We start from the raw sequence: 23247 nt of genomic DNA, 5'->3' as shown, positions 1-23247 counted from the left end.
TGGGATAAGCCCAAACCACGTATATTATGAGTATCCAAATATCCAATCATATCCACCTGAGAGCGTTAACATCATGTACAATAAGAATAAGTTGAACAGGAAAATTACGACATGAAGCACCAATATATAACATGAAAGGAGGTCGGATGATTGAACATAATCAAGTACATAAAATTGTTGGGATTAATCCTCGGTATTGTGACTGTGAATGTTCTGGCATTCTCACCCGGCTTTATCGGACTGAATTTCGGGGAGGGTGCATTCACAACTGCGCTATCCGTTACCCTTCTGTTCGGCAGTGCAATGGCACTCTTATATGGGAGTTACACCTTGCTGTTCAGACAACCGGTAGTCTTGCCCGTGAAGCATATCGAAACACATGAAGATTATGTGGAAGCACTATCTTTTTATAGACGCATCAAAGTCCTCGAAGAAGATATTACGCTGGGGCTGTCCCAACTGAGCCGGATGAAAAAGAAGAAAGAAACACTCCTGAATGTGCTTCATCAGCGGTTTGATCCCGGGGAACTGAGCTACAAGAAATTCGCTTCGGTCACTTTAGAAGTGGAGAAGCTGTTATACCTGAACATCCGCAGTGTGCTGAACCGGTTGAATGTATTTGATGAAGCTGACTATGCCAACATGATGAAATCCAAATCCGAAAGCATTCCCCAGAAGCTTTTTCAGGAAAAAACCAAGGTATACAACGATTATCTGTCTTATGTGAAAAATGCATTACACACCAATGAAGAGATTTTGCTCAAGCTCGATCAGTTGTTACTGGAGATTTCACGCCTCGACAGCTTTGAAGCCGGAGATATTGAACAGATGCCTTGTATGCAGGAGATTGATCAGTTAATCAAGCACACCAAATTATACAGACAGTGAGGGGTTGCTCGTATGGCCAAGAAGGGAAAGTTTTTTTTCATATCGATTGTAATGCTGGTACTTGTATTTGGTCTGGTCTATGCAGGGATTACACTAACGTCGAACTTTGGCAAGTCGACCACACAGGTGAGCACAGAGAATGCAGGTAAGGAACTGGGGAAACTGTACGCGGACATTGCACCAGCAACGGCGGAACCGGTCAAAGGACAGATTGATCTCGACCCGGTCGATGTGGCAGAATCACTGCCGGATATCTCCAAATTTGCAATTGCCGTAGAGAATACAACAAATGATTACGTCGAAATCTTCTCTTCCCCAGAGAAGTCGGGCAGCGGGGTAGACGGCTGGTTAACCGAAGTGGGAGAGGAGTTCAACAAAGCGAATATCACCGTTGGCGGGAAACAAGTATCGGTCAAAATCCGCAACATTGCCTCCGGTACGGCCACCGATTATATCAAGTCTGGTAAGTATATGCCGGATGCATTCACACCTTCCAATGAACTGTGGGGCGAGATGGTTGAGGCTAGTGGAGTGAAGACAGAGATGGTATCCGAGCGATTGGTTGGGAATGTTCCGGGTATTGTCATCTCCAAAGCCAAATATGATGCACTGGTTGATACGTATGGCTCCGTTAATGTAAAAACCGTAACCGAAGCCATTGCCAACAATGAACTCGCGATGGGATATACCGATCCATTTGCCAGCTCCACAGGACTGAATTTCCTGGTGACCGCACTGAATACGTATGACAGCGCCAACCCGCTTGGCGAGAAGGCTATTGAAGGGTTCGAAAAATTCCAGACCAATGTACCGTTTACCGCTTCAACAACGATTCAGATGCGAGAAGCTGCCAAGTCAGGCAGACTCGATGCCTTTGTACTCGAATACCAGACGTATGTGAATACCGCTGATCTGAAGAGTGGATACGTTTTTACCCCATTTGGCGTGAGACATGACAGCCCGTTGTATGCATTGGGACAACTGCCGCAGAACAAACAGGAGATCATCCAGAAGTTTGCGGAATTCGTAACCCAGGCGAAGTACCAACAATCGGCGGAAGAATTCGGTTTCAACGGGTTGCAGGATTACAAGTCTGAACTGGCCACTGTGGATGGTGGAACATTGCTGTCCGCGCAAAAAGTATGGAAAGAGAAGAAGAATGGCAGCAAACCCATTGCCGCTGTGTTCGTGACGGATGTATCCGGAAGCATGGACGGCGAACCGCTTAACCGACTGAAGGAGTCCCTGCGCAAAGGTCAGAAGTACCTGGGCACAGACAACAGTATTGGCCTGGTTTCTTACTCCAGCGGCGTAACCGTGAATCTGCCGATTGCCAAGTATGATACGAACCAGCAGTCCATGTTTGTCGGAACAGTAGATAGTCTGCAAGCTGGCGGCGGTACGGCGACGTTTGACGGAATCGTGGTGGCAATGAAGATGCTGGAAGATTATATGGCTGCTAATCCGAATGTGAAGCCGCTGATCTTTGTCCTGAGTGATGGCGAGACCAACGAAGGGCATACGCTGAAGGACATTCGGGATCTGGTTGAGACGTACAAAGTGCCAATCTATACGATTGGGTACAACGCGGACATCAAGGCTTTGGAGAGCATCTCCAGCATTAACGAGGCCGCAAGCATCAATGCCGATACCGACGATGTCGTATACAAGATTGGTAACCTGTTTAACGTACAGATGTAAATTTAAAGGGGGAACTTAGATGTCATTTTCAATGGAAATACCGAGCCAGAAGGAAATTCAGAAGGTGATTGAAGAAGAGGTAAAACCCGTGCCCGCCGAGGTTGCGGAGCTTCAACAAGTGGCAAATGCCAACGTAGAGATGATCATGACACTGGACCTCGAATCCCTGGAGAAGCGCAAAGAGATTTTGCAATCCATTGACGGTTTTGGCATGAACACGATGAGATCCTCTTCTGAGAAAAACGCCTTGCTTCAAGTCTCCGTTGGACATCTGTCCAAGACGGGAGACGAGGGCGGTCAGGTCGCCAAAGGCTTGACTGAGCTGCATATGCAACTGAAGGATCTCGACCCAAGCGTGGTCGACTTTGCCAAGACCGGTTTCCTCGGGAAATTGTTCAATCCGCTTCGCGCCTATTTCCTGAAATACCAGAAGGCTGACGCAGTCATCGCTGACATCGTAACCTCTTTGGATAAAGGCAGATCCACACTGCGTAATGATAATACAACGCTGGAGATTGAACAACAGAACCTGAGAGAACTCACCAAGCGACTGCAAAAGGAAATTCAACTTGGTGTGCTTATGGATGAGTCCATCGATGCACAGATCGAAGCGGCCAAGGTCCGCAATGAAGACCCTGAGAAAGTCCGATTTATTACGGAAGAAGTGTTGTTCCCACTCCGTCAGCGGGTGATGGATCTACAGCAGATGTTAGTGGTGAATCAGCAGGGCATCATGGCGATTGAAGTGGTGATCCGCAACAACAAGGAACTGATCCGAGGGGTAGACCGGGCGAAGAATGTAACGATCTCGGCATTGAAGATTGCCGTTACAGTAGCAAGTGCTTTGTATAATCAGAAGATTGTATTGCAGAAGATTGAATTGCTGAACCAGACAACCAACGATCTGATCGCGGGTACATCCAAAATGCTCAAGGATCAGGGGATTGCCATCCAAAAGCAGGCATATGAAGCCAGCATCTCCGTGGATACGATGAAACAGGCGTTTACCGATGTGCTGTCGGCGCTCGATTCGATTAGTCTTTATAAGCAGGAAGCTCTGCCAAGAATGCGTGAGACGATTAACCAGTTCCGTGAACTTGCGGATACCGGCGAGCAACAGATTCAGCGGTTGGAGAAAGGGCAGAAGCTGGGGCTGTAATTCGAATAGAGAAATAAACGTATTAGATTGTCCTCTTTATTTATAATTAGAAAAAGCGACCGTTCCTCATTAAATATGGGGAATGGTCGCTTTTTGGATTTTTTATGAAGATAGGTACTAAAAATCATACCCCAAACTTCTTGCATAAGCGTATAACTGTTGTTCGCATTGGTCCATTAGAACAGCAGCGGTGTTTACTTTGGCATTCCCCTGTTTCAGTAACGTGTAATTCACTTTATTTTTGGATACTGCCTTTTGGTACAAGAGGTACCCTTCGAGCTGAGTGTAACTTGCCTTAACAAATGTGGCGTGGATTTTCTTGATTTGCGGGTTGGTAGGCTTGATTTGTTTTGCCTTGGATACCAATTTAGTATAATTGGGGATCACCGTATTCGTAAGTTTAAGATACATGGACTTGCGATTTGTTGAAGTTACCTGGGTGTCGATGCTTTCCAAAGCTGTGAAGGCCTTGGCCTCATAAGTTTCAAGAGCAAATAACTGATTAGTGTACTCTTTAAATTCTGCATAACTCTGATCTAAATCTGAATATGTAGAGGTTGCTACTTTGGCTGCATCAGCAGAAATGGCTGGAGAGAGAAGCACTCCGCCAAGCAAAATAAAACTGGTAATCAATGATATAATCCACGACTTCTTCAAATGTAATGTCATCCTCCTTTTGTTTGTATTCCATTGGATAACCTAACATATCAATACCAGAAATTACAGGAATGCATTTACATAATTTTGGTGGTAAAGCTTTCTTGAAATTCCTCTTAATCATCCTACTATAGGGAATTAAGGCGATTCAAAAAATCTCAGTTTTTTAACACGACATTATCCGGCTTGTAATGAATGATTTTGAACAATTCCTCGGCCATGTAGGCGGGGCTGTGCTTGAAATCTTGTCTGATCCACTCCATGATCATGCCAAATATCGCATGAGATTGGTAGCTTGCCAATATTTCATGGTTGATGTGCTGCGGGAAGATATGATTCAGATCCTGTAAGGCCAGATCCCGAAGAACATCACAGATCATCCGCTGAAAGTTGGAGGAGGCCTCAGATTTCACAACCAATGTGTAGAATTGTGCATGTTGGTGCACATGCTCAAATATAGTGATCGCCGAAGAGGGCATTAGATTGACTTCGAACTCTTCCTCATCCTGATAAGGTTTACACGGAAAGAAGTCACCAGATCCTGAATTACATCATCGATAATCTCGTTGAACAGGTCTTCTTTGTACTGATAATGCCTATAGAAGGTTCCCCGATTCAGGTCAGCTCGCTGCACAATATCCGTAATCGAAATTTCTTTAAAAGGATGTTTTTGCATCAAATGGATGAGTGCATCCTTCAGTGCAGCTTTTGATTTTTTGATTCGCCGGTCCATCGAATTCATAGTTTCAGACATCTATTTTCCTCCTCGCTATATAAGTTGAACTAAAGAATATTTACACTGGCCACTCCGATGACAGAACAACCTTCCGATCGCTGTTATCCCCTGATTTTTTTGATTCCTTTTATAAAGGGGTAAATCCGGGGATAGCATATGCTTCCGATGCAGCTTTCTTCCAGAAAGCTTTTAGGCGAACGCTTGCGCTTCTTCAGGTTATTTCTGTCCTCTCCGTTTCGTGTAAATGTTTAGTTCAATTTATATCGTTCACTTTAAAGTACATTCGGGCTTATAAGTGTTGTTTAACGTACAACTGGACAAGCTTTTACTGATTGAAATGAAACGCTATGACTTATTATACTAAGGATAGGAGTTAATGAACATTTGTTTGTTAACTTATTGTAAACGAATACATAAAGGAGGATACATGGAATGAAACTTCAAGATAAAGTTGCAGTTGTTACAGGTGCTGGTTCAGGTATGGGGAAAGCAATTGCCACGTTGTATGCTCAAGAAGGTGCGAAAGTCGTCGTATCGGATATTAACGAAGAATCCGCACAAGCGGTAGTTAATGATATTAAAGTACAGGGTGGAGAAGCAATTGTCGTTCTGGCCAATGTAGCCAAAGAAGAAGATGTGCAAAATCTGATCGATACAACGGTGAGCACATATGGTACAGTAGATATTCTGATTAACAATGCGGGCATTATGGACGGCATGGAGCCGGCAGCAGATGTAACGGATGAGAAGTGGGAGAGATTGTTTGCTGTGAACACAACCAGTGTGATGCGGACAACGCGTAAAGTATTGCCAATCTTCCTGGCAAAACAAAAAGGTGTCATCGTGAACATTGCTTCGGCAGGTGGATTGCACGGCGGACGTGCAGGAGCAGCCTATACGGCGTCCAAACATGCGGTCGTGGGCTTCACCAAAAATACAGGGTACATGTATGCTGAGCAAGGCATTCGCTGTAATGCGATTGCTCCAGGAGCCGTGGCAACCAACATCAGCACATCCATGACTGGCATTAGTCCATACGGTGCAGGGCGACAACAGCTGGGCATGGCAATCAACCCACGCATTGGGACGAGCGAAGAGATCGCCAAGGTGGCCTTATTTCTCGGATCGGACGAGTCCAGTTTCGTGAATGGAACTGTCGTGACAGCAGATGCTGGTTGGAGCTCTTATTAATCCATTCATGCGCAATCAAGCATGGAGTATGTATATCGTGTGTAAAGTCAGGAAGCCGCATGAGTATATGCGGCTTCTTTTTTGCGTTGACGTAATGTGAATAACAGCATTTTCAATGGCGTAGGACAAACGTTTGCATTATTACATGGTTGCTCAAAATGAATTAATCTGAGGGTGGCTTTGGCTTGGAAAAGAGTGAGGATTCACGCACGATCAGACGATGGGGGATAATGACCGGATTATGAAGCTGTGGTTCCCCACTAAGAATTTTTAACAATACCTGAACGGCTGTATAACCAAGCTGATAAGTCCCGATGTCGATAGAGCTTAGGGGTGGAGAAGCCAGTTCAGATAACGCAATATTGTTAAAACTGACCACGCTGATATCTTCAGGCACCAGATAATGAAGCTCAGCCAGAGCTCTCAGTACCCCGAAGGCCACATTGTCATCAATGACAACAATTGCGGTGGGTCTGTTTGGCAAGGACATGAACAGCGACATCGCCCTGAATCCACTTTCCTGTAGAAATTCGCCTTCCACAATCCAGTCACTATCGGCATCCAGCCCGGCTTGGGCAAGCGCTTTTTGGTATCCTAACATGCGATCATGCGATAACGTAATATCCGGTGGGCCGCTGACAAATCCGATTCGCGTATGCCCTTGGGCGATCAGATGTTGAGTTGCATCATAAGCAGTCTGCACATTGTCGTTATCCACCATGGGGGCATTTGGATGAGCTTCACTGCGACCGATTAACACAAAAGGAAACTTTTCCGCTTCCAAAAATGAAATGATGGGATCGTCTCGCTTTGACCCAAGCAGCAGAATGCCATCCACTCTACGGCCATGCACAAGGCGGGATATCGCATGCAGTTCATTGTCTGATGATGTTTCGGTTGTTAGGAGCAATTCATAATTCATACGGGTGGCATGCGTTATAATACCTCGCAGCAATTCTCCGAAAAAGTAATTCTGAAACAACTCTTCTGCAGGACGCGGAAGCATAATGCCAAGGGTATGTGTTGTTTTGGAAACCAGGCTCTTCGCGATGATGTTGGGATGGTAGTTTAATTCTTTCATGATTTGCTTCACTTTGAGAGATGTCTTGGTGCTGATTCTGGGATGGTTGGAAATCACCCGTGACACTGTAGAAGGGGAAACACCCGCCAATTTGGCAATATCCTTGATCGTAATCATGTGAAAAAATCCCTTCTGAACAATCGTATAAATATTCTCCTATGGTAATCCAAAGGATACGAGAAATCAATTGCTAACTGCCGAGTAAGGGATACTCATGAAGTAAAATTAAGGAAGAAAGAGTCAGAACAAGGAAACAGGAAATTACTGTAGGTAGAAGAAAGAAAATGGTTAAAATTGAGCAAATATGGCTTGTGCAAACGTTTGTGCAAATAAAGTTTGTTATTGTATGATGTGATTGTTATTGTAGCGCTTACATCAGTGGATTTATATACTTCTTGACTTGTTTACCCCTACATATTGAACGGAGAGGTCATCTTGTCTTCTATTTGAGCAAACGTTTGTACAAAAGGAGATATGGGGTGCAAAACCTGACAACATACGCAGACTAAAGGGTGAAAAGCGCGAACTTTGTTGGACCAAGCAGAGGGAAGGGGACATTTTACATGAGAAAATGGCAAGGGGCAACATTGTCCGTCATGATGGCTTTTACACTGGCTGCGTGCGGTGCTGGAGGCGGAAGTCCATCTCCAACTACGGCAGGTGAGAATCCGGAGGAGGTTGTAGAGCTGACAGCCGAGAACCTTCAACCGGAAGAAGGGGCAACCTTGGTGATCTGGGAGGATAAAAATCAAAGCAGCTTTATTGAGCAAAGGGTCAAAAAATTCGAAGAAAAATATGGGGTAACGGTCAAAATGGAGGAATTACCTCCAACCGACCAGGTAACCAAGCTGACGACGGATGGTCCAGCGGGTCTGGCGGCAGATTTGGTTGTTTTCCCGCATGATAAGATTGGTAGCGCTTCAGAGGCGGGACTTATTCTGCCCAATGACATATTCGAAGCAGAAACCGTAGAGAACACCAGCGACAACGCGCTGAAGGCAGTGACGTTCAAGGATATCCTGTACGGCTATCCGTACAGCGTGGAGACCTACGCCCTTTTCTATAACAAGGCACTCTATCCGGAAGCTCCGAAAAACTTTGATGAGATTATCAGTTTCGCCAAGACATTCAATAATGTGAAGTCCAATCAGTATGCGCTGATGTGGGAATTGCAGCAATTTTACTATAACTATGCATTCCTGGCTTCACAGGGCGGTTATATTTTTGGAGACAACGGGATGGATAGCACGGATCTCGGTCTGAATAACGAAGGAGCCCAGAAGGGTGGACAGTTCTTGCAGACGCTGAAGTCGGAAGTGCTGCCGCTCAAGATGGGTGACGTGAACTATGATATTAAAAAAGGATTATTCTCCAGCGGCAAGCTGGCTATGGACATTAACGGTCCATGGACCATTGCCGATTATCGCAATGCAGGTATTGATTTTGGCGTTGCTCCGCTTCCGGCAATCGATGGCAAACCGATGACCTCCTTCTCAGGTGTTAAAGCCTATTATGTGAATGCATTTACCCAATACCCGAATGCGTCGAAGCTCTTGGCAGCTTTCCTTTCCAATGAAGAAGCTCAGATGGAGAACTTTGACCTGAACGGTACACTTCCTGCGAACAAAAACGTAGCTGCTGATCCGAAGCTGCAAGAGGACCCAATCAATAAGGCGTTCCTGGAACAGTTCAATAACTCAACACCAATGCCTTCGTTGCCTGCCATGGACAGCGTATGGGGACCCATCACGTCGGCTATTACGGATATCTGGGATACGGATAAGGACGTGAAGGCATCGCTGGACAATGCCGTGAAACAGATCCAGGAAAGTCTTGCTACCGTTCAATAAGGACGAACGACGAATGCGAAGATATGCATAAGAACTGCATAAATTGAACTTCATATTTACACAAAAACGGAGAGGACAGAAGGAAGCTGAAGAAGTGAAACTAAAAGCTTTCTGAAAGAAAGCTACTTCGGAAGCATACGCTCGCCTTTATCACCGGATTTTCCCAATTAGAAAAGGGATCGAAAAAAATCTGGGGATAACAGCGATCGGAAGCTTATTCTGTCATCGGAGTGGTCAGTGTAAGTACGCTTTTGTTCAATGTATACAGGTTAGCAATAGGCGGGGAGGAGAGAGCGAATGCAACAGCAGCATGTCCCGGTGCCCGTTGGACCGAACAGGGAAAGACAGCACCGGATGACAGCGGCTATATGTTCCATCATACTGCAAGGTCTTGGACAGCTGTACAATCGACAATGGATTAAGGGGATTTGTCTACTGTTACTGGAGGGAGCGGGGCTTGCGTACCTGCTTCCTCGCCTGTCACAGGCCGTATGGGGCATATGGACACTGGGGGAAAATACACAGCGTTTTGTCAAAGTGAATGGGTCCACTGTACTTCAAAGGGGAGACCATTCCATCTTTTTGCTGCTTGATGGCATTATCGTACTGCTGGTGTTTTTTGTGTTTATCCTGATCTACATTCTGAATATCCGGGATGCGTACGTCACGGGACTTGCGAGGGAAGAAGGCAAGCAGACCCTGGGCGCAGCGGCTTCGCTTCGGAACATGATGGACAAAAACTTTCCGTATCTGTTTCTGTCCATCCCGGCATTGGGCATTCTTTTCTTCACCGTTATGCCCATCCTGTTTACGATCACGATCGCGTTTACCAACTATTCGGCCCCGGATCATATTCCGCCAGCCAAACTCGTGGACTGGGTAGGCTTCAAAACATTCAGCGATTTGATCCAGCTGAAATCCTGGAGTCAGACATTCTACGGCGTTCTGACCTGGACGGTCATCTGGGCCATTCTGGCGACAGTCACCACCTATTTTGGCGGCGTGCTTGTGGCACTGTTGATTGAACAGCGGGGCATACGCTTCAAAAAGCTGTGGCGGACGATTTTTATTTTGCCTTATGCGATCCCACAGATCATCTCCTTGCTGCTCATGCGTAATCTGTTCAATGGTCAGTTTGGTCCTATCAATACGTACATGAGAGCATTTGGGCTGGAGGGATTACCCTGGCTGACAGATCCGTTCTGGGCTAAAGTCACCGTCATTGTCGTTAACATGTGGATCGGTATTCCGGTCAGTATGGTGCTGATTCTGGGTGTATTGACGGCCATCCCTCGTGATCTCTACGAGGCTGCCGAAGTGGACGGAGCATCCGCGTTTCAGAAATTCCGGATCATTACGATGCCGTTCATTCTTTTTGCCACAACTCCGGTACTCATCATGCAGTTCGCCGGAAACTTCAACAACTTCAACGTCATCTTCTTACTGACCAATGGAAATCCACTGCGGGGAGACTATCAATACGCAGGGGCAACGGACCTGCTGGTGACCTGGCTCTACAAGCTCACACTCGACAATAACAAATTCAACATGGCTTCAGCGGTAGGCATTATCATCTTCCTCATTATCGCTTCATTCTCTATCTGGAACTTCCGCCGCTCCAAATCATTCAAGGAGGAGGACATGATTCAATGAAGACACGTAATAATCCGCTGCGTTTGGCCCTGAGTTATGTGCTGTTGCTGATCATCGCCGTTGTCTCCATCTACCCGGTGCTCTGGATATTTCTCTCTTCTCTGAGACCTGGTGCGGCATTGTTCAGTGAACGGTTGTGGCCGGAAGCATTCACGCTTACTCATTACGGTGAGCTGTTCAATAACCCGTCCTTTATGTACGGCAGATGGTATATGAATACGCTGAAAATTGCCTTTTTCACGATGATTTTCTCTACGCTGATGGTGACACTTGGGATGTATGCCTTGTCCCGCTTCCGCTTCCGTGGACGTAAAACGATTCTCTCCACCATGCTGATCCTCGGGATGTTCCCGAGTTTCATGAGCATGATTGCAATCTATATCATTTTGCTGCAAATTAAATTGCTCGACACCCATGCTGCGCTCATCCTGGTCTATTCTTCAGGGGCGGTACTGGGCGGATTTATCGTCAAAGGTTTCTTTGACACCATCCCGCGTAGCCTGGATGAAGCCGCCCGCATGGATGGTGCAAGTCATCTGCGTGTATTCACCAGCATCATCCTGCCTTTATCCAAGCCGATGCTGACTTATGTGGCACTAACCAGTTTCACCGGTGCTTGGATGGACTTTATCTTCGCCCGGCTGGTGCTGCGGACGAAAGAGAACTGGACGCTTGCGGTGGGCATGTGGGATCTGGTCAACCGTTATCAGGATAGTAACTTTACGATGTTTGCTGCGGGGGCGGTATTGATTGCTATTCCAATTACCCTGCTGTTCGTTTTCCTGCAACGATTCCTTGTTCAAGGGCTGACGGCAGGAGCTTCGAAAGGGTAAACGCAGACTCTAGCAAGAAACATTATAGGTATAGAGACAATATCATCAGCTAAGCTAACGACCGCATGATTAGTCTCGATAGAGTAACGCTCACTTAACTCAGGCACTTCCGTATTGTCATGTCTTTATCGACTGGCACTGCTGCGGAAGTGCCTGATTCTGTGTGGGCTCGAATCATGATTAGGGAGGAACGTGATATATGGGCATGAACCCGTCCAGTGAGCCCGAGGTTATGGGATACCAAGATGGACAAGCTGCATTGCATAATACTAAAGCTCCGCAAACACTTTGGCGTAATGTTACCTTTCGGAGGATATTGTACGGCTACGGGATCTCGGTCTTCGGGGATTGCTTCAATGGGATTGCGATCAGCCTGTGGGTGTTGCAGACCACGGGGAGTGCAAAGAGCATGGCAGCCGTACAGATCTGCAATATGGCCGTCAGTTTTCTGTTTGGATCGGTGGCGGGTACGGTTGCAGACCGATTGGATCGCAGGAAGCTGATGCTGGCCTCGGATGTATTTCGGGGCGTAATGGCTATATTGATTGCGATTAGCTTGTTCGGTTGGCATGCGCCGTTCCCGGTGGTGCTGTTGTTGCTTTCACTCTCCATGTTTTCAAGCCTGTTTCAGGCCCCTGCATTCCACGCCTCTGTAGCAAGTATGGTGGGCAGAGAACATATTCAACAAGCAACCGGAACCATTCATATGGTAGATAATCTTGCCCGGATCAGTGGACTAGCCGCAGCGGGAGTGGCTGTTGCTGCATTTGGCGGATTCGTTGCCATATTAATTACAGGGGCAACCTTCCTGTTGTCTGCAGTATGTGTAGTGATGGCGGGCCGCTTTCCTGAGGTACAGCGATCCGTTAGTCAGCAGACCACGTTTGCTCAGGAATGGCGAAGTTCGTTTGGCTACATCTATCGGAATCGTCTGATTCGATCCATCGTATTGCTCAATCCCGTGCTGATTTTGTTTTTCATGTCTGCGATGATGCTGGTTCAAGTGATGGCGGTCAAGGTATGGGAGGCGAATCCGGTACAGTTTGGATTAATTGAGACCTGTATTCCGCTGGGATATATGATTGGCTCTGCTTTATTGATTGCTTCGGGAAAACGATTGAAGCGAAGAGGGAGATGGGTGTTTATCGGTCTGATTGTGTTGGGACCGCTTTATATTTTTTTGGCGAATGTATCCTCACCAATCTTGGCGTTGCCGTTCATCGTGGGCGGAGGTGCGATGTTCGCCTGTTGTACGATGCTCACCCAGATTATGCTGAGGACAGCCGTTCCGGACGAGCTGCAAGGAAGGGTCTATGGTGTGGTTGGGACAATCACCAGTACTGCGCCTATTCTGGGATTGACGGTAGTCTCCGTATTGGCTGATCAGTGGGGGGCAGCTTCTGTGCTGCAAGGCGTGGGCATATTACTGCTGGCGACAGGTATTCTGGCCGCTACAACATTGAAGTCGATCCGAACCTATCAATAACATTCTATGATACATCAAAATGATATGAATTGAACCCACATGTACACATTCAACAGAGAGAGGATAGAAGCAATCTAAGCAACCTCGCTAGGTACAGCAAAACCCGGAGCATACGCTGCGTTAGCGTAACTCCGGGTTAGCTTATAGACTGAATGTTCTATTGCCAGTTTACATTTACAGTCGCTGTACCGCTGGTTGGTGTGGTGAACGTGTGGTTGGAACCACCTTCCCACGTAATGGTTGCCCCATTTTTCTTGAAGAATTTGAACTCCAGTTGTTTCCCGGCAGGCACGCTCACATCATAGTACCAAGTTGGGTAGGCATGGATAACCTGATTGAACGCAGGGCCAATAGCGGTTGTACCCGTACTCCAGTTGCCCAGTTCTGCCACGTTACCTGTCAGATAGATGTTCTGACCCAGTGTGGTGGACGCATTGTTAATGACAAATCGTACAGTGACCTGATCACCCGTAAGGATGGTAAAGTTGTTATACGCATTGCTATTAACGCCATTCGCAGCTACTTTTACAGCATAATTGCCTGCGGCAACAGCTGGGATCGTTACTTTGATCTGTGTATCTTCCCAGGATGTGATTGCTGCACCGGTAACGGCTGTTGTACCGAAGTATACGGTACCTTTGGTGGAGCCGAATCCACGTCCGCTAATGGTAACGACATTACCCGGTTTGCCCATCACCGGACCTACATGTCCGATCGTTGGTGTTGTTTCGGTCGTGGTATACTGCCATACCGCTGTTGCGCCGGCTGCCAGTGTGAAGGAAGAGACGTTGCCATTGGTGGAAGTGATATTATTACCGTTCAGTGCACCGCCCAATACATCGGTGTAGTTGCCTGTTGGCAGTGAAGTGCTTAGATTCGCAATGCTTGCTGGTGTGGAGAGATTACGGTTCACCGCAACAACAGCTACACTTTTGCCAAATTTGCGCTCATAGACGTACACATCATTATTGATCCAGCGTTGTTGAGTGGAGCCGTACGCAATTGCTGGATTGGATTTGCGTAGAGGTGCCAGCTTGCTGATCACGTTGAAGGCCGTCGTTGTTTTGGAGAAGGAAGGCATTTTGGCCCGATTATCAGGGTCCCCGTTACCCGTCAGATACTGCTCGGTACCATAATAGATGGCAGGTACGCCGCGTGAAGTCAGCGTGAAGGCCAGCGCTTGTTCCAGACGACGATTGTTCACGGCACTTGTTTTGAACCGATCCATATCATGGTTGTCGATAAACGTAACTTGGTCATTCACCTGATTGTAATCTGCCGCTGTGCCTGTAATCATCGAATTCAGAGCATGCATGTTGGACGTGTTATCCCGGAAGACATCACGTACGGCAGAGTTAAAGCGGAAATCAAGCAGGCTCATCCCGGATTCGTTGGCAAATTCTGTGTTATCCGCATCGGATGCAGCAGATCCCAAGAACCATTCACCAAAGGTGAATACAGGTTTATGTGCATAGATGGAGGACATCCAACTCTTTTGCCAGCCGAGAGGCATATGTTTCACCGCATCTACACGAATGCCATCCACGCCCATATCAAGCCAGAGCTTGATGGCATCTTTGAAATATTGGTCAATGGTATTGTTATTGTGATTCAGGTCAGCGAGGTCGTAGAGGTTTTTGTAGATTCCATTCTCCAGGGAGGAAAAGTCGGAGCCGCCGTTGTGATGGAAATATCCATTCGTATCATTCGTGTATCCGCCAACAAGATTACCGTTATCGTATAACTTGCCATTCTCAGCAAAGGACGTATCGGTTTCCATGGCAGGAGACGTGTGGTTTGGTGCAAAGTCAATTACGATCTTGATGCCTTTGGCATGAGCAGTCGTAATCAGATTTTGAAAGTCAGCCATTGTTCCGAAATACGGATTGGTCTTCTTGAAATCACGTGCCCAGTAGCCATGATACGCTGTGTTGATCACGCCGCCGTAGTTGATCGTGGCAAAGATATTTTCGACCGGTTGGGAGATCCACAGCGCCGTAACGCCCAGATCGCTAAAATAGTTATCGTTGATTTTGTTGATCAAACCCTGCCAGTCGCCGCCACAATACAACTTCAGGTTACTACAAGTGGCATCGTAGGCAGCTCCGGTAGGATTGTTGGAAGGATTGCCGTCCAGGAACCGGTCTGTAAAGATCTGATAGATAACATCTGTACTAAAGTTTTGCTTGTTGGTAACCGCGGTATCCGCATCGGCATGGATCGCTGAAGCAGGCAGATAGGGAAGTGCGCCCCCTGCAAGTAAACTGAGTGTCAGTGTTGTGCTGAGGAGTACGCGTTTGGCCATTTGAAACATAGTAATCCACCCTTCTCGTGAATGTAGTAGTTTAGATAAACAACCAACCTGGCTCTTGAATAATAGCGCTTTCAATACAACGGGATGTTACGCAGTGGATTGAAGACTTCCCTCCTTTTGACACGCCAACAACCCCGGCATCTCCTTCGGGAGTTACCGGGGTTGTCCTAAACCGCTCAGGTTTAAAAGCATGGCCCTCGAGTTATGATCACAACGTTATCGTAAGAAATATTGGATCTTATGTCAATAACTTTTTTGAGAGCATTTATTTTCTATTTTTATGTTTACAAAAGCATGTCCGGGGATTTAAACTATTCGCAGATTCACAATATAAGGGCTATGTATCCCGGAACACTTAAGTGTGTTCTGGGACAACCCCGTCTCTTCTGAGGCGGGGTTATTTGTATTATGCAGTCGAATTGGGAGAGAGAGGCGGTTGATGATCGTTGAGTACCCATTCTGTCATCGAATGTTTGGAAGGCATTCAGGCGTCGCGGCTGGGCAATATCCGCAATATTTATGTGTACCTCCCGCCCGGTTACCATGAGCAGACAGCTCGGCATTATCCGGTTTTGTACGTTCATGCGGGGCAACGGGCGTTTGGTCCATCCGGGCCAGGCAATGAAACATGGAATATGGACCAGGCAGCAGACGGTCTTATTTCCTCCGGGCAGATTGAATCACTGATTATTGTCGGCATTACGCATGTTCGTCCAGTCACGCACAACGAATTCTACCACTTCATCGCTCCGGAGAGAGAGGCCGTGAGTGTGGGGTGCTCAGGCATCGCCTATGAACATTTCATCATTCATGAGCTCAAGCCGATCATTGATCATCGTTACCGGACGTTGCCAGACAAGCAGAATACCGGGCTGTTAGGTTCATCTGCCGCGGCACTTTGTACATTGCACATGGGAATGCGAAATCCAGATGTTTTCGGAAAACTGATCATGATGTCGCCATTCTATGTAGATGTGCAGCTGGACGAAACATCGGAGAGCGGGCTGTTGGAAGAAAACATGTATCGCTTGCCAGAAGAGGTACCCGACGTTCGAATGTGGATGGATATTGGAGATACGGAAGGATTGTTTCTGCCTTCTCAGGTCAGAAGGGTAGCTCATCAATTACTTGAACGCGGAGTAGGATCGGATGAGGAATTGGCATTTCTGGAACAGCCGGGTGCCTGTCATCAGGAAGGTGACTGGGGAGCGCGCATTCACCTCCCGTTACTGTATATGTTCGGCCACGTGGGTAAGCCCTCCTCGCTCGAACTGCTTGGAAGGGATGTCATCGGACTACAGGGTGGAATGACTGTGTGTATCAATGCACAAATGCACTACGAGAGTGGGTTGGTTCAGAGTCTGCTGCATGGGAATTATACTTCGAGTGACCCGAATGTACTTCAGGTTCATGCGAGTGGAGAGTTGGTTCCTGTCGGTATTGGAAGTGCATCCATCACGCTGACTGTGGGGGAACTGTCTGCTACACGCATCTATACGGTCGTTCCTGAATTGTCCAATCATGTGGAGGTCTGCATTCATGCAGACGTAGCTCCCGACGAAGACTCGGAGGAGACGATATATGGTGGGATGGGCATGAAGCTTGTTCGTTCTGGTACAGGTCGATATGAAGGTTGTTATCGAGTCCCGCGTGATAGTGGTTTCTCCTTCCGATTTACTCGCGGTTTTCGTCGTTTCGAGACCGATGTAGATGGCAAACCTATTGCCAATCGGGTATTTCGAGCGACAGAAGATATGACTGTGCATTACCTAATCCAATCCTGGGGCAGTACGTCTGCCAAAACGGGAACAGGAGGCCCAAAATGATCATTCCTTCATTCGCTCCAGTTCTGGACATTCCCTATTATTATCCCTGCAATTTTCCTCTGATTCATGAAGTGCTCCATCGACAAGGATCCATCACAAGTCTGGCACTGCTGGCGGCAAGTCGGTTGTACAGCCTTCCTTCGTGCGGGGATAACGGACTGGTGAAGCCTTATTTTCACAAACTGGATTATGTAGAGCCGATCTGGGAGATATATGGTCAGCGACAGCTGGACAGCTTCGAAGAAGGCAAGACACAGATCCGGCAGTATATTGGAGAAGGTGGGCTTTTTTTGGCTACAGGAACCAGTTATCATCTGCCTTACTGTGAGGATTATCAGAATCCCGAGTACATTCGCAAACATGTGAAGCAGGGCTCCCGACTACATCTGGTAGACCATTGGATTGCCGTATATGGTTTGGAAGATGAGCATGTTCACGTCTACGATCCCGTGCCCTCCAAGTATAAGGGAAAGGTTGCTCAAAGGGCCTTTCATGACTTCTGGAAAGGTAACCAAAGTATACCCGAGCTTGCTCAGGCCAAGCGCAAAGAAGAACTTCGAACGTATGGCACTATGGACATTCGGGCGACTGTGAAACTGGACTCAGCGGGTTATCGCGAGATGTTGACCCAGGCGCTGACAACACAGATTGAAGAATTTCTGACAGGCAGGACGATTACACAAGAAGAGCGCAATTATTATTTTGGACATGCGGTATCGCTGCAACTGTTACATGCACTGCATGAGGCGAATGAAGGGGAGCAGGGCAATGAAATGCTGATATCCGGTCTGCTGTTTGATATGCGATGGAGTCGATATTTTCTTCGAGATCTTCTTCAGGAGTCTGCCTTATGGCTCGGTTCTCCACTTGATCAATATGCGAGAGAATTTAGCGGAATTATCGTACGTTGGGAGAAGGCCTACAATATGCTTCAGGTCAGTCGGATAAAGCAGCGTAAGCACTGGAAAGTACAGCTAACAGGTGTAATTAAAATGTTGGTCACGGATGAATGGCACTGGTATGAGTCACTTCGGCACTCCATACCTCAGGCAGATTGCTTCCCGCGCCAGGCTGTGTCGATGATCGGACAAGAACACAGGGAGGATTTGCTCCGTATCGTATTGGATAGTTGCCGGGAGTTAAACGCGTACCATAATACATCGATTCCACTTGGGGAGGGTGGTAACGCTCCACTGTACGGACGAAGTGGGCAACTGGATTCGCTGGAACTCGTGTCATTACTTGCAGTGGTAGAGCAGGGAATCGAAGATCGATGGGGGACGGGGATGGGAGCCGCACTGGCGGAGATGGCTGTTGCTTCCATGCCGGAAAGCCCATATCAGACTGTAGGTTCACTTGTTGATTATCTCGCACAGCAATGGGCGCCTGCCGGTGAGGAGGATGCAAGATGTTGAACCAATTCTTGCTTGAACGATTCGCGGAACAGGGACAGCATCCTGCACTGATCTGGAAAGATCAGGAGTACAGCTATCAGTGGCTGCTGGAACAGGTTGGCATCATGAGTAAGTGGATTACAGCAGAAGGGCTGACTGGGCAACTTGTAACGCTGGAGGAAGACTATTCCCCCTATGCAGCGGCAGCATTGGTTGCTTTGCTCGGACAAGGGTGTATCGTGCTCCCCATGGATCGTTACCTGGTTGAAGCCAAGCGAGAGGAATACATCCAACTGGCACAGGTGAAATGGCGTTTGGGCATTGAAGAAGGCAAGTTGTGCATTCGGCAAACGTGTGAATTATCGGGAGAGGTTCCTGTGTTGTTATCCTCGCTGATACAGGAGGGCGTAGGCGGACTGGTACTCTTTTCATCTGGATCAACCGGAGTAAGCAAAGCGACTGTCCATCGTGCAGATCGGCTGTTACATCGTTTTCGGCGGCAGGTTCGGCCTTTGCGAACGATTCCATTCATGATGTTTGATCATATCGGTGGTGTGAATACCATGCTGCAATCCCTGTCCAGTGGGGGCTGTCTGTGTATCATTGCGGATCGATCTCCCGAAGAAGTGTGCCGAACGATTGAGAAGTTTCGTGTGCAGGCTCTTCCGGTCTCTCCAACATTCATGAATCTGTTGCTGCTGGGCAGAAATGATGAGGGGTATGATCTATCCAGTCTCGAAGTTGTGTCATACGGATCGGAAGTGATGCCTGAATCCGTACTGGCAGCCTGGAACCGGAGATTTCCACAACTAAGGACGATACAAGCCTATGGCATGTCTGAACTGGGCATTCTGCCAACCCGCTCCAAAGAGCCAGGCTCGTTGCTGTTTTCCATTCAAGATGAAGGGGTCAAGTACCGGGTGGTGGAAGGAGAATTGCAGATCCATACCGAAACTGCGATGATCGGATATTTGAATGCACCTTCACCTTTTACAGAGGACGGGTGGCTACGTACTGGGGATGAAGCTGTGCTGGAGCAGGGTTACATTCGTATTCTGGGACGTCGTTCCGAGATCATTAACGTAGGGGGACGGAAAGTGTATCCTGCCGAGGTCGAGGGTGTTCTGGAAGAGATGGAATGTATTGAAGCGGCCGTAGTTTCGGGAGAACAGAGTGGTATCACTGGTCAGAGGGTGAAGGTGACGATCCGGCTGGCTACAGAATGTACTCTCACCGATCTGCGGCGATCCATCTGGGAATATTGTCGGGACAAGCTGCCTTCATACAAGATTCCGCAGAAAATCGTAATTACACAGGGAGCGCTCGTAAGTTCAAGAATGAAGAAAATACGAAAACCGATGACTTCGACACCCTTCGCCTCGGCTGGGAAATAGGTCGCTGCCTCGAAGAGTTTCACCTTGCTTGAATCGCTATCGAACCTTAAACATCGTATTGATGGGATAAACAAGAAAAGTAAAAACCTAACGAATCTCAGTAACGTTATTGCTTCAAAAATACGGCTTCTGGTCTCGAAAATCGACGTATTGGACGAAATAAGGTCTCTCTGATTCGTTAGGCATTTAACCCGCGTATAATGAAGCGAATAAGGTGTGCTGGGTTCGTTAGGATATGACGTATAAGATACAGAAGAGGCTGTCCTTGGTCTGATATGCTACCCATACAGTAACAGGATTTTATTATTTTATCTGTCTACTTTATGGGGAGCATATCACCTGGAGGACAGCCTTTTTGAAGTTATTTTCCCTTGTTAGCTGTATTTATCTCAGGCCTCTAGCTGGTTGTTTAACCTCAAGTTTCATCAGGGAGAATCCGTATGCTTCCAGATCGAGGGTCAGTTTATTTTGCCGAGCTTCCACGGTGTTTGATGTGAACAGATTTCGCCAGACGTTACGATCTGCCAAAGGGAGTTCAAGGGTACACGGCTCATCACCCGCATTCAGCACAAGAAGCATGCGCTCTCCCGTCTGCGAATCCAATCGTTCGATGGCAAGACAAGGGTCTCCGGCTTTCGCATATACAATCTTCAGTTCCGTGCTGCGCAGGGCAGGGTGCTGTTTGCGAAGGGAAATCGTACGGGTGAAGAATTCCAGAAGCTCGCGATTCTGCTTGGTCTCATCCCACTCCATACACTTGCGGCAACCCGGATCATATCCCCCGTCAAGCCCCACTTCGTCTCCATAATAGATACATGGCACACCTGGATACGTAAGTAGTAACGTAACGGCAAGTTTCATCTTGCGCTCATCTCCATCACACAAGGACAGCAGTCTGGGTGTATCATGACTTCCAAGCAGATTGAAGGCGGCTTCCGTTACAGGCTGTGAATAGGCTGCAAGCAGTTTGCCGATCTCATTGGCGAATCCAAGTCCATCGAGCTTGCCATGCACCGTATAGTCCAATACCGAATTGGTAAACGGATAATTCATCACGGCATCGAACTGGTCTCCCTGAAGCCACATGAGCGAGTCATGCCAGATCTCACCAAGCAAATAGGCGTCAGGCTTGATGGCTTTTACCGTCTGACGGAATTCGCGCCAGAACTGATGATCCACCTCGTTGGCTACATCGAGCCTCCAGCCGTCAATGTCCATCTCTTCAATCCAGAAACGTCCTACCTCCAGCAGATATGCTTTCACCTCAGGGTGTTCTGTATTTAGCTTCGGCATAAGCGGTTCAAAGGCAAAAGTGTCATAAGTCGGTATGCCATCCTCCACACGTGGCGGCCAGTCCTTGATATAAAACCAGTCTGCGTAGGGGGAAGAGGCTCCATTCTTCATGACATCGACAAAAGGAGGGAACTCTCTGCCGGAATGATTGAATACCGCATCCAGAACGACACGTATGCCGCGCTGATGACAGGCGTCCACGAACGCCTTGAACTGTTCATTGGTTCCGAAGTGAGGATCAACTTTCATGTAATCGCCTGTATTGTATTTGTGATTCATCGTGGCCTCGAACAGCGGACAGAAGTAGATGGCATTGATGCCAAGCTGACTTATATGATCCAGATGATCCAGCACACCTTGGAGATCACCGCCGAAGAAGTTCACCGGTGTAGGTTCTCCTCCCCAGGGTTCTGCATTTTTGGGACTGATGGATGGATCGCCATTGGCATAACGTTCAGGGAAAATCTGATAAAACACAGCGTCCTTAACCCAGGCAGGCGGTTCAAAAATGTCGACTGGATTCATAAATGGAAAATCAAAAAATTCAAGTGGATGATCAGGCAGCGCCTGCTCGAATCCACGTTCTGTCATCCAGACTGATTCCTCTCCCTGAATCAGTTGGAATCCATACCGCAATCTGCGATAGGGAGGTGAAGTCTCAGCTTCCCAATAATCGAACATTTCATCCCGGGCAAAGATGTGCATAGGGATATGTGTGATCGTCCGATCCCAGGCATATTTGTCACCGGTAATGGCAATCACCGCATCCAGATCCCCACGTTTGGACCGAAGTCGGAGGTGCATGGTCGAGCGGTCATAAGCATAAGACCAATTGAGTTTGGGGCGGTGGTAGATGGCTTCAAGAATCATGTAAATCACTCCTCGTCAGATGATGAAATTCAGATAAAAGCGGCCATTAAACGCAAAAAAGGCACAACCTCAATTGTTCACGAGGTTGTACCTTTCGGCAGCATAGCCTTTTGATTATAGTGCTATTATACGAACTAACGCAGCAAAAGAAAACACTTTTTTTCCTTAAATTTCAAAAATTCTTAAAAAGGATAAAACGATGATTCCATTCACACGTGAACGCCAGAATAGTGTAGTCTGACGTTATACATGTGTGGCTGCTTTACATTTGATAGCCGAGTTTTTCGCCATAGGCTCTGATTTCAGCATGGTATTGTTGAATGCTTTTGATTCCTAATGCAATCTTGTCATTACCTTGTTTAAGGAGCTTGCTGTTTACTTTTGTTTTGGCAACAGACTTTTTGAACAATTGATATCCTTCAAGCTGAGCATAGCTGCCTTTGATCAGTTTGGCATGGATTTTTTTCAGTTCAGCGTTCTCCGGTTTGATCTGTTTCAGCATGGAGACATACTTGGTGTAGTTAGGGATGGCTGTATTATTTAGTTTCAGATAGAAGGATTTGCGATTGGAAGATGTGATGTACGTGCTGCCACCCACTGCATTCAAGGCTTTCTTCTCGTATACGGCAGGATCAGTCAATGCATCCAGGTAGTTGAGGAAATCTTCTTCTTCGACTGTAGGAATCGGTTCTTGTTCTGACGTGTCAACTTCTTCATAGTATTCGTCTTCTGAATATGTAGTGGTTGAGTCATCCGCAGCAGCGGCATAGGACCCTGCTGGTGCGAACACCCCGCCGAGCAATACAAAGCTCATAATAAATGATAAAATCCAAGATTTCTTCACGTTAAAAATTCCCCTATCTATAGATGTGATTTTATTCCAATGGATAATCTAACATAGTACGACAAGAAATTACAGGA

General features: G+C 47.2%; 18 protein-coding genes. 11 read left to right on the top strand and 7 right to left on the bottom strand.

Annotation, left to right across the window (positions count from 1 at the left end; all coding sequences use genetic code 11):
* The first annotated feature begins 150 nt into the window (after positions 1–150).
* Genes AC6CIF_RS18765 through AC6CIF_RS18755 form a run of 3 tightly spaced genes read left to right on the top strand, consistent with a single transcriptional unit; the run spans position 151 to position 3748 of the window.
* Positions 151–888 carry a hypothetical protein gene (locus tag AC6CIF_RS18765; protein ID WP_498201016.1) on the top strand — a complete coding sequence of 246 codons (738 nt, stop codon included), beginning with the start codon at positions 151–153 and terminating at the stop codon, positions 886–888.
* A 12-nt stretch (positions 889–900) separates the two neighbouring features.
* Positions 901–2589: a vWA domain-containing protein gene (locus AC6CIF_RS18760; RefSeq protein ID WP_076253454.1), complete on the top strand. Its 1689-nt coding sequence runs from the start codon at positions 901–903 to the stop codon at positions 2587–2589.
* 19 nt (positions 2590–2608) lie between these two features.
* Positions 2609–3748, top strand: a complete 1140-nt coding sequence (locus tag AC6CIF_RS18755; RefSeq protein ID WP_017690481.1) for a toxic anion resistance protein — start codon at positions 2609–2611, stop codon at positions 3746–3748.
* 117 nt (positions 3749–3865) lie between these two features.
* Here AC6CIF_RS18755 and AC6CIF_RS18750 read toward each other — a convergent pair whose 3' ends face one another.
* The 3 genes from AC6CIF_RS18750 to AC6CIF_RS18740 all read right to left on the bottom strand — a co-directional run bounded on the left by AC6CIF_RS18750 (position 3866) and on the right by AC6CIF_RS18740 (position 5159).
* Positions 3866–4417 carry a hypothetical protein gene (locus AC6CIF_RS18750; RefSeq protein ID WP_498201015.1) on the bottom strand — a complete coding sequence of 184 codons (552 nt, stop codon included), beginning with the start codon at positions 4415–4417 and terminating at the stop codon, positions 3866–3868.
* A gap of 146 nt (positions 4418–4563) precedes the next feature.
* Positions 4564–4884, bottom strand: coding sequence for a TetR-like C-terminal domain-containing protein (locus AC6CIF_RS18745; protein ID WP_498201013.1), 321 nt, complete (start codon positions 4882–4884; stop codon positions 4564–4566).
* Positions 4884–5159, bottom strand: a complete 276-nt coding sequence (locus AC6CIF_RS18740; protein ID WP_498201012.1) for a TetR/AcrR family transcriptional regulator — start codon at positions 5157–5159, stop codon at positions 4884–4886. The genes AC6CIF_RS18745 and AC6CIF_RS18740 overlap by 1 nt, the downstream gene beginning before the upstream one ends.
* A gap of 414 nt (positions 5160–5573) precedes the next feature.
* Between AC6CIF_RS18740 and AC6CIF_RS18735 the strand changes: the two genes are divergently transcribed.
* On the top strand, positions 5574–6332 hold the full coding sequence (locus tag AC6CIF_RS18735; protein ID WP_498201010.1) for an SDR family oxidoreductase: 759 nt from the start codon (positions 5574–5576) through the stop codon (positions 6330–6332).
* Positions 6333–6495: 163 nt separating this feature from the next.
* On the opposite strand, the gene AC6CIF_RS18730 is transcribed toward AC6CIF_RS18735, so the two are convergent.
* Entirely contained in the window at positions 6496–7530 is a 1035-nt protein-coding gene (locus AC6CIF_RS18730) for a LacI family DNA-binding transcriptional regulator (RefSeq protein ID WP_498201008.1), read from the bottom strand.
* A 446-nt stretch (positions 7531–7976) separates the two neighbouring features.
* Between AC6CIF_RS18730 and AC6CIF_RS18725 the strand changes: the two genes are divergently transcribed.
* From AC6CIF_RS18725 to AC6CIF_RS18710, 4 genes are all read left to right on the top strand, one after another.
* A complete protein-coding gene (locus tag AC6CIF_RS18725) occupies positions 7977–9263 on the top strand; it encodes a sugar ABC transporter substrate-binding protein (protein WP_498201006.1) in 1287 nt (428 codons plus the stop codon).
* A 297-nt stretch (positions 9264–9560) separates the two neighbouring features.
* A complete protein-coding gene (locus AC6CIF_RS18720; protein WP_047841752.1) occupies positions 9561–10916 on the top strand; it encodes a sugar ABC transporter permease in 1356 nt (451 codons plus the stop codon).
* Entirely contained in the window at positions 10913–11749 is an 837-nt protein-coding gene (locus AC6CIF_RS18715; protein WP_017690474.1) for a sugar ABC transporter permease, read from the top strand. Before AC6CIF_RS18720 ends, AC6CIF_RS18715 begins: the two co-directional genes overlap by 4 nt.
* A gap of 199 nt (positions 11750–11948) precedes the next feature.
* A complete protein-coding gene (locus tag AC6CIF_RS18710) occupies positions 11949–13235 on the top strand; it encodes an MFS transporter (RefSeq protein ID WP_498201003.1) in 1287 nt (428 codons plus the stop codon).
* 157 nt (positions 13236–13392) lie between these two features.
* Here AC6CIF_RS18710 and AC6CIF_RS18705 read toward each other — a convergent pair whose 3' ends face one another.
* Entirely contained in the window at positions 13393–15540 is a 2148-nt protein-coding gene (locus tag AC6CIF_RS18705) for an alpha-amylase family glycosyl hydrolase (protein ID WP_498201060.1), read from the bottom strand.
* A 455-nt stretch (positions 15541–15995) separates the two neighbouring features.
* Between AC6CIF_RS18705 and AC6CIF_RS18700 the strand changes: the two genes are divergently transcribed.
* Genes AC6CIF_RS18700 through AC6CIF_RS18690 form a run of 3 tightly spaced genes read left to right on the top strand, consistent with a single transcriptional unit; the run spans position 15996 to position 20163 of the window.
* A complete protein-coding gene (locus AC6CIF_RS18700; RefSeq protein WP_498201002.1) occupies positions 15996–17375 on the top strand; it encodes an alpha/beta hydrolase-fold protein in 1380 nt (459 codons plus the stop codon).
* Positions 17372–18790, top strand: coding sequence for a cysteine peptidase family C39 domain-containing protein (locus tag AC6CIF_RS18695; protein ID WP_498201000.1), 1419 nt, complete (start codon positions 17372–17374; stop codon positions 18788–18790). Before AC6CIF_RS18700 ends, AC6CIF_RS18695 begins: the two co-directional genes overlap by 4 nt.
* Positions 18784–20163: an ANL family adenylate-forming protein gene (locus AC6CIF_RS18690; protein ID WP_498200998.1), complete on the top strand. Its 1380-nt coding sequence runs from the start codon at positions 18784–18786 to the stop codon at positions 20161–20163. The genes AC6CIF_RS18695 and AC6CIF_RS18690 overlap by 7 nt, the downstream gene beginning before the upstream one ends.
* 384 nt (positions 20164–20547) lie before the next feature.
* Here the strand turns inward: AC6CIF_RS18690 and AC6CIF_RS18685 are convergent, their stop codons facing one another.
* A complete protein-coding gene (locus AC6CIF_RS18685; protein ID WP_498200996.1) occupies positions 20548–22326 on the bottom strand; it encodes an alpha-glycosidase in 1779 nt (592 codons plus the stop codon).
* Positions 22327–22588: 262 nt separating this feature from the next.
* The gene (locus AC6CIF_RS18680; RefSeq protein WP_076213307.1) at positions 22589–23170 is read right to left on the bottom strand and encodes a hypothetical protein; all 582 of its coding nucleotides are present in this window, start codon (positions 23168–23170) and stop codon (positions 22589–22591) included.
* Positions 23171–23247: the final 77 nt, after the last annotated feature.

It is taken from the genome of Paenibacillus sp. GQ49, assembly GCF_059759055.1.
The sequence above is the reverse complement of the archived record's forward strand: the minus strand, read 5'-3'. Positions and strand labels throughout refer to the sequence as shown.

Bases quoted from the DNA above. Each gene is read 5' to 3' on its own strand.
- AC6CIF_RS18745 (WP_498201013.1), bottom strand. From the start codon at position 4,884: ATGCCCTCTTCGGCGATCACTATATTTGAGCATGTGCACCAACATGCA.
- AC6CIF_RS18720 (WP_047841752.1), top strand. From the start codon at position 9,561: ATGCAACAGCAGCATGTCCCGGTGCCCGTTGGACCGAACAGGGAAAGA.
- AC6CIF_RS18735 (WP_498201010.1), top strand. From the start codon at position 5,574: ATGAAACTTCAAGATAAAGTTGCAGTTGTTACAGGTGCTGGTTCAGGT.
- AC6CIF_RS18690 (WP_498200998.1), top strand. From the start codon at position 18,784: ATGTTGAACCAATTCTTGCTTGAACGATTCGCGGAACAGGGACAGCAT.
- AC6CIF_RS18730 (WP_498201008.1), bottom strand. From the start codon at position 7,530: ATGATTACGATCAAGGATATTGCCAAATTGGCGGGTGTTTCCCCTTCT.
- AC6CIF_RS18740 (WP_498201012.1), bottom strand. From the start codon at position 5,159: ATGTCTGAAACTATGAATTCGATGGACCGGCGAATCAAAAAATCAAAA.
- AC6CIF_RS18755 (WP_017690481.1), top strand. From the start codon at position 2,609: ATGTCATTTTCAATGGAAATACCGAGCCAGAAGGAAATTCAGAAGGTG.
- AC6CIF_RS18695 (WP_498201000.1), top strand. From the start codon at position 17,372: ATGATCATTCCTTCATTCGCTCCAGTTCTGGACATTCCCTATTATTAT.
- AC6CIF_RS18705 (WP_498201060.1), bottom strand. From the start codon at position 15,540: ATGGCCAAACGCGTACTCCTCAGCACAACACTGACACTCAGTTTACTT.
- AC6CIF_RS18685 (WP_498200996.1), bottom strand. From the start codon at position 22,326: ATGATTCTTGAAGCCATCTACCACCGCCCCAAACTCAATTGGTCTTAT.
- AC6CIF_RS18760 (WP_076253454.1), top strand. From the start codon at position 901: ATGGCCAAGAAGGGAAAGTTTTTTTTCATATCGATTGTAATGCTGGTA.
- AC6CIF_RS18710 (WP_498201003.1), top strand. From the start codon at position 11,949: ATGGGCATGAACCCGTCCAGTGAGCCCGAGGTTATGGGATACCAAGAT.
- AC6CIF_RS18725 (WP_498201006.1), top strand. From the start codon at position 7,977: ATGAGAAAATGGCAAGGGGCAACATTGTCCGTCATGATGGCTTTTACA.
- AC6CIF_RS18715 (WP_017690474.1), top strand. From the start codon at position 10,913: ATGAAGACACGTAATAATCCGCTGCGTTTGGCCCTGAGTTATGTGCTG.
- AC6CIF_RS18750 (WP_498201015.1), bottom strand. From the start codon at position 4,417: ATGACATTACATTTGAAGAAGTCGTGGATTATATCATTGATTACCAGT.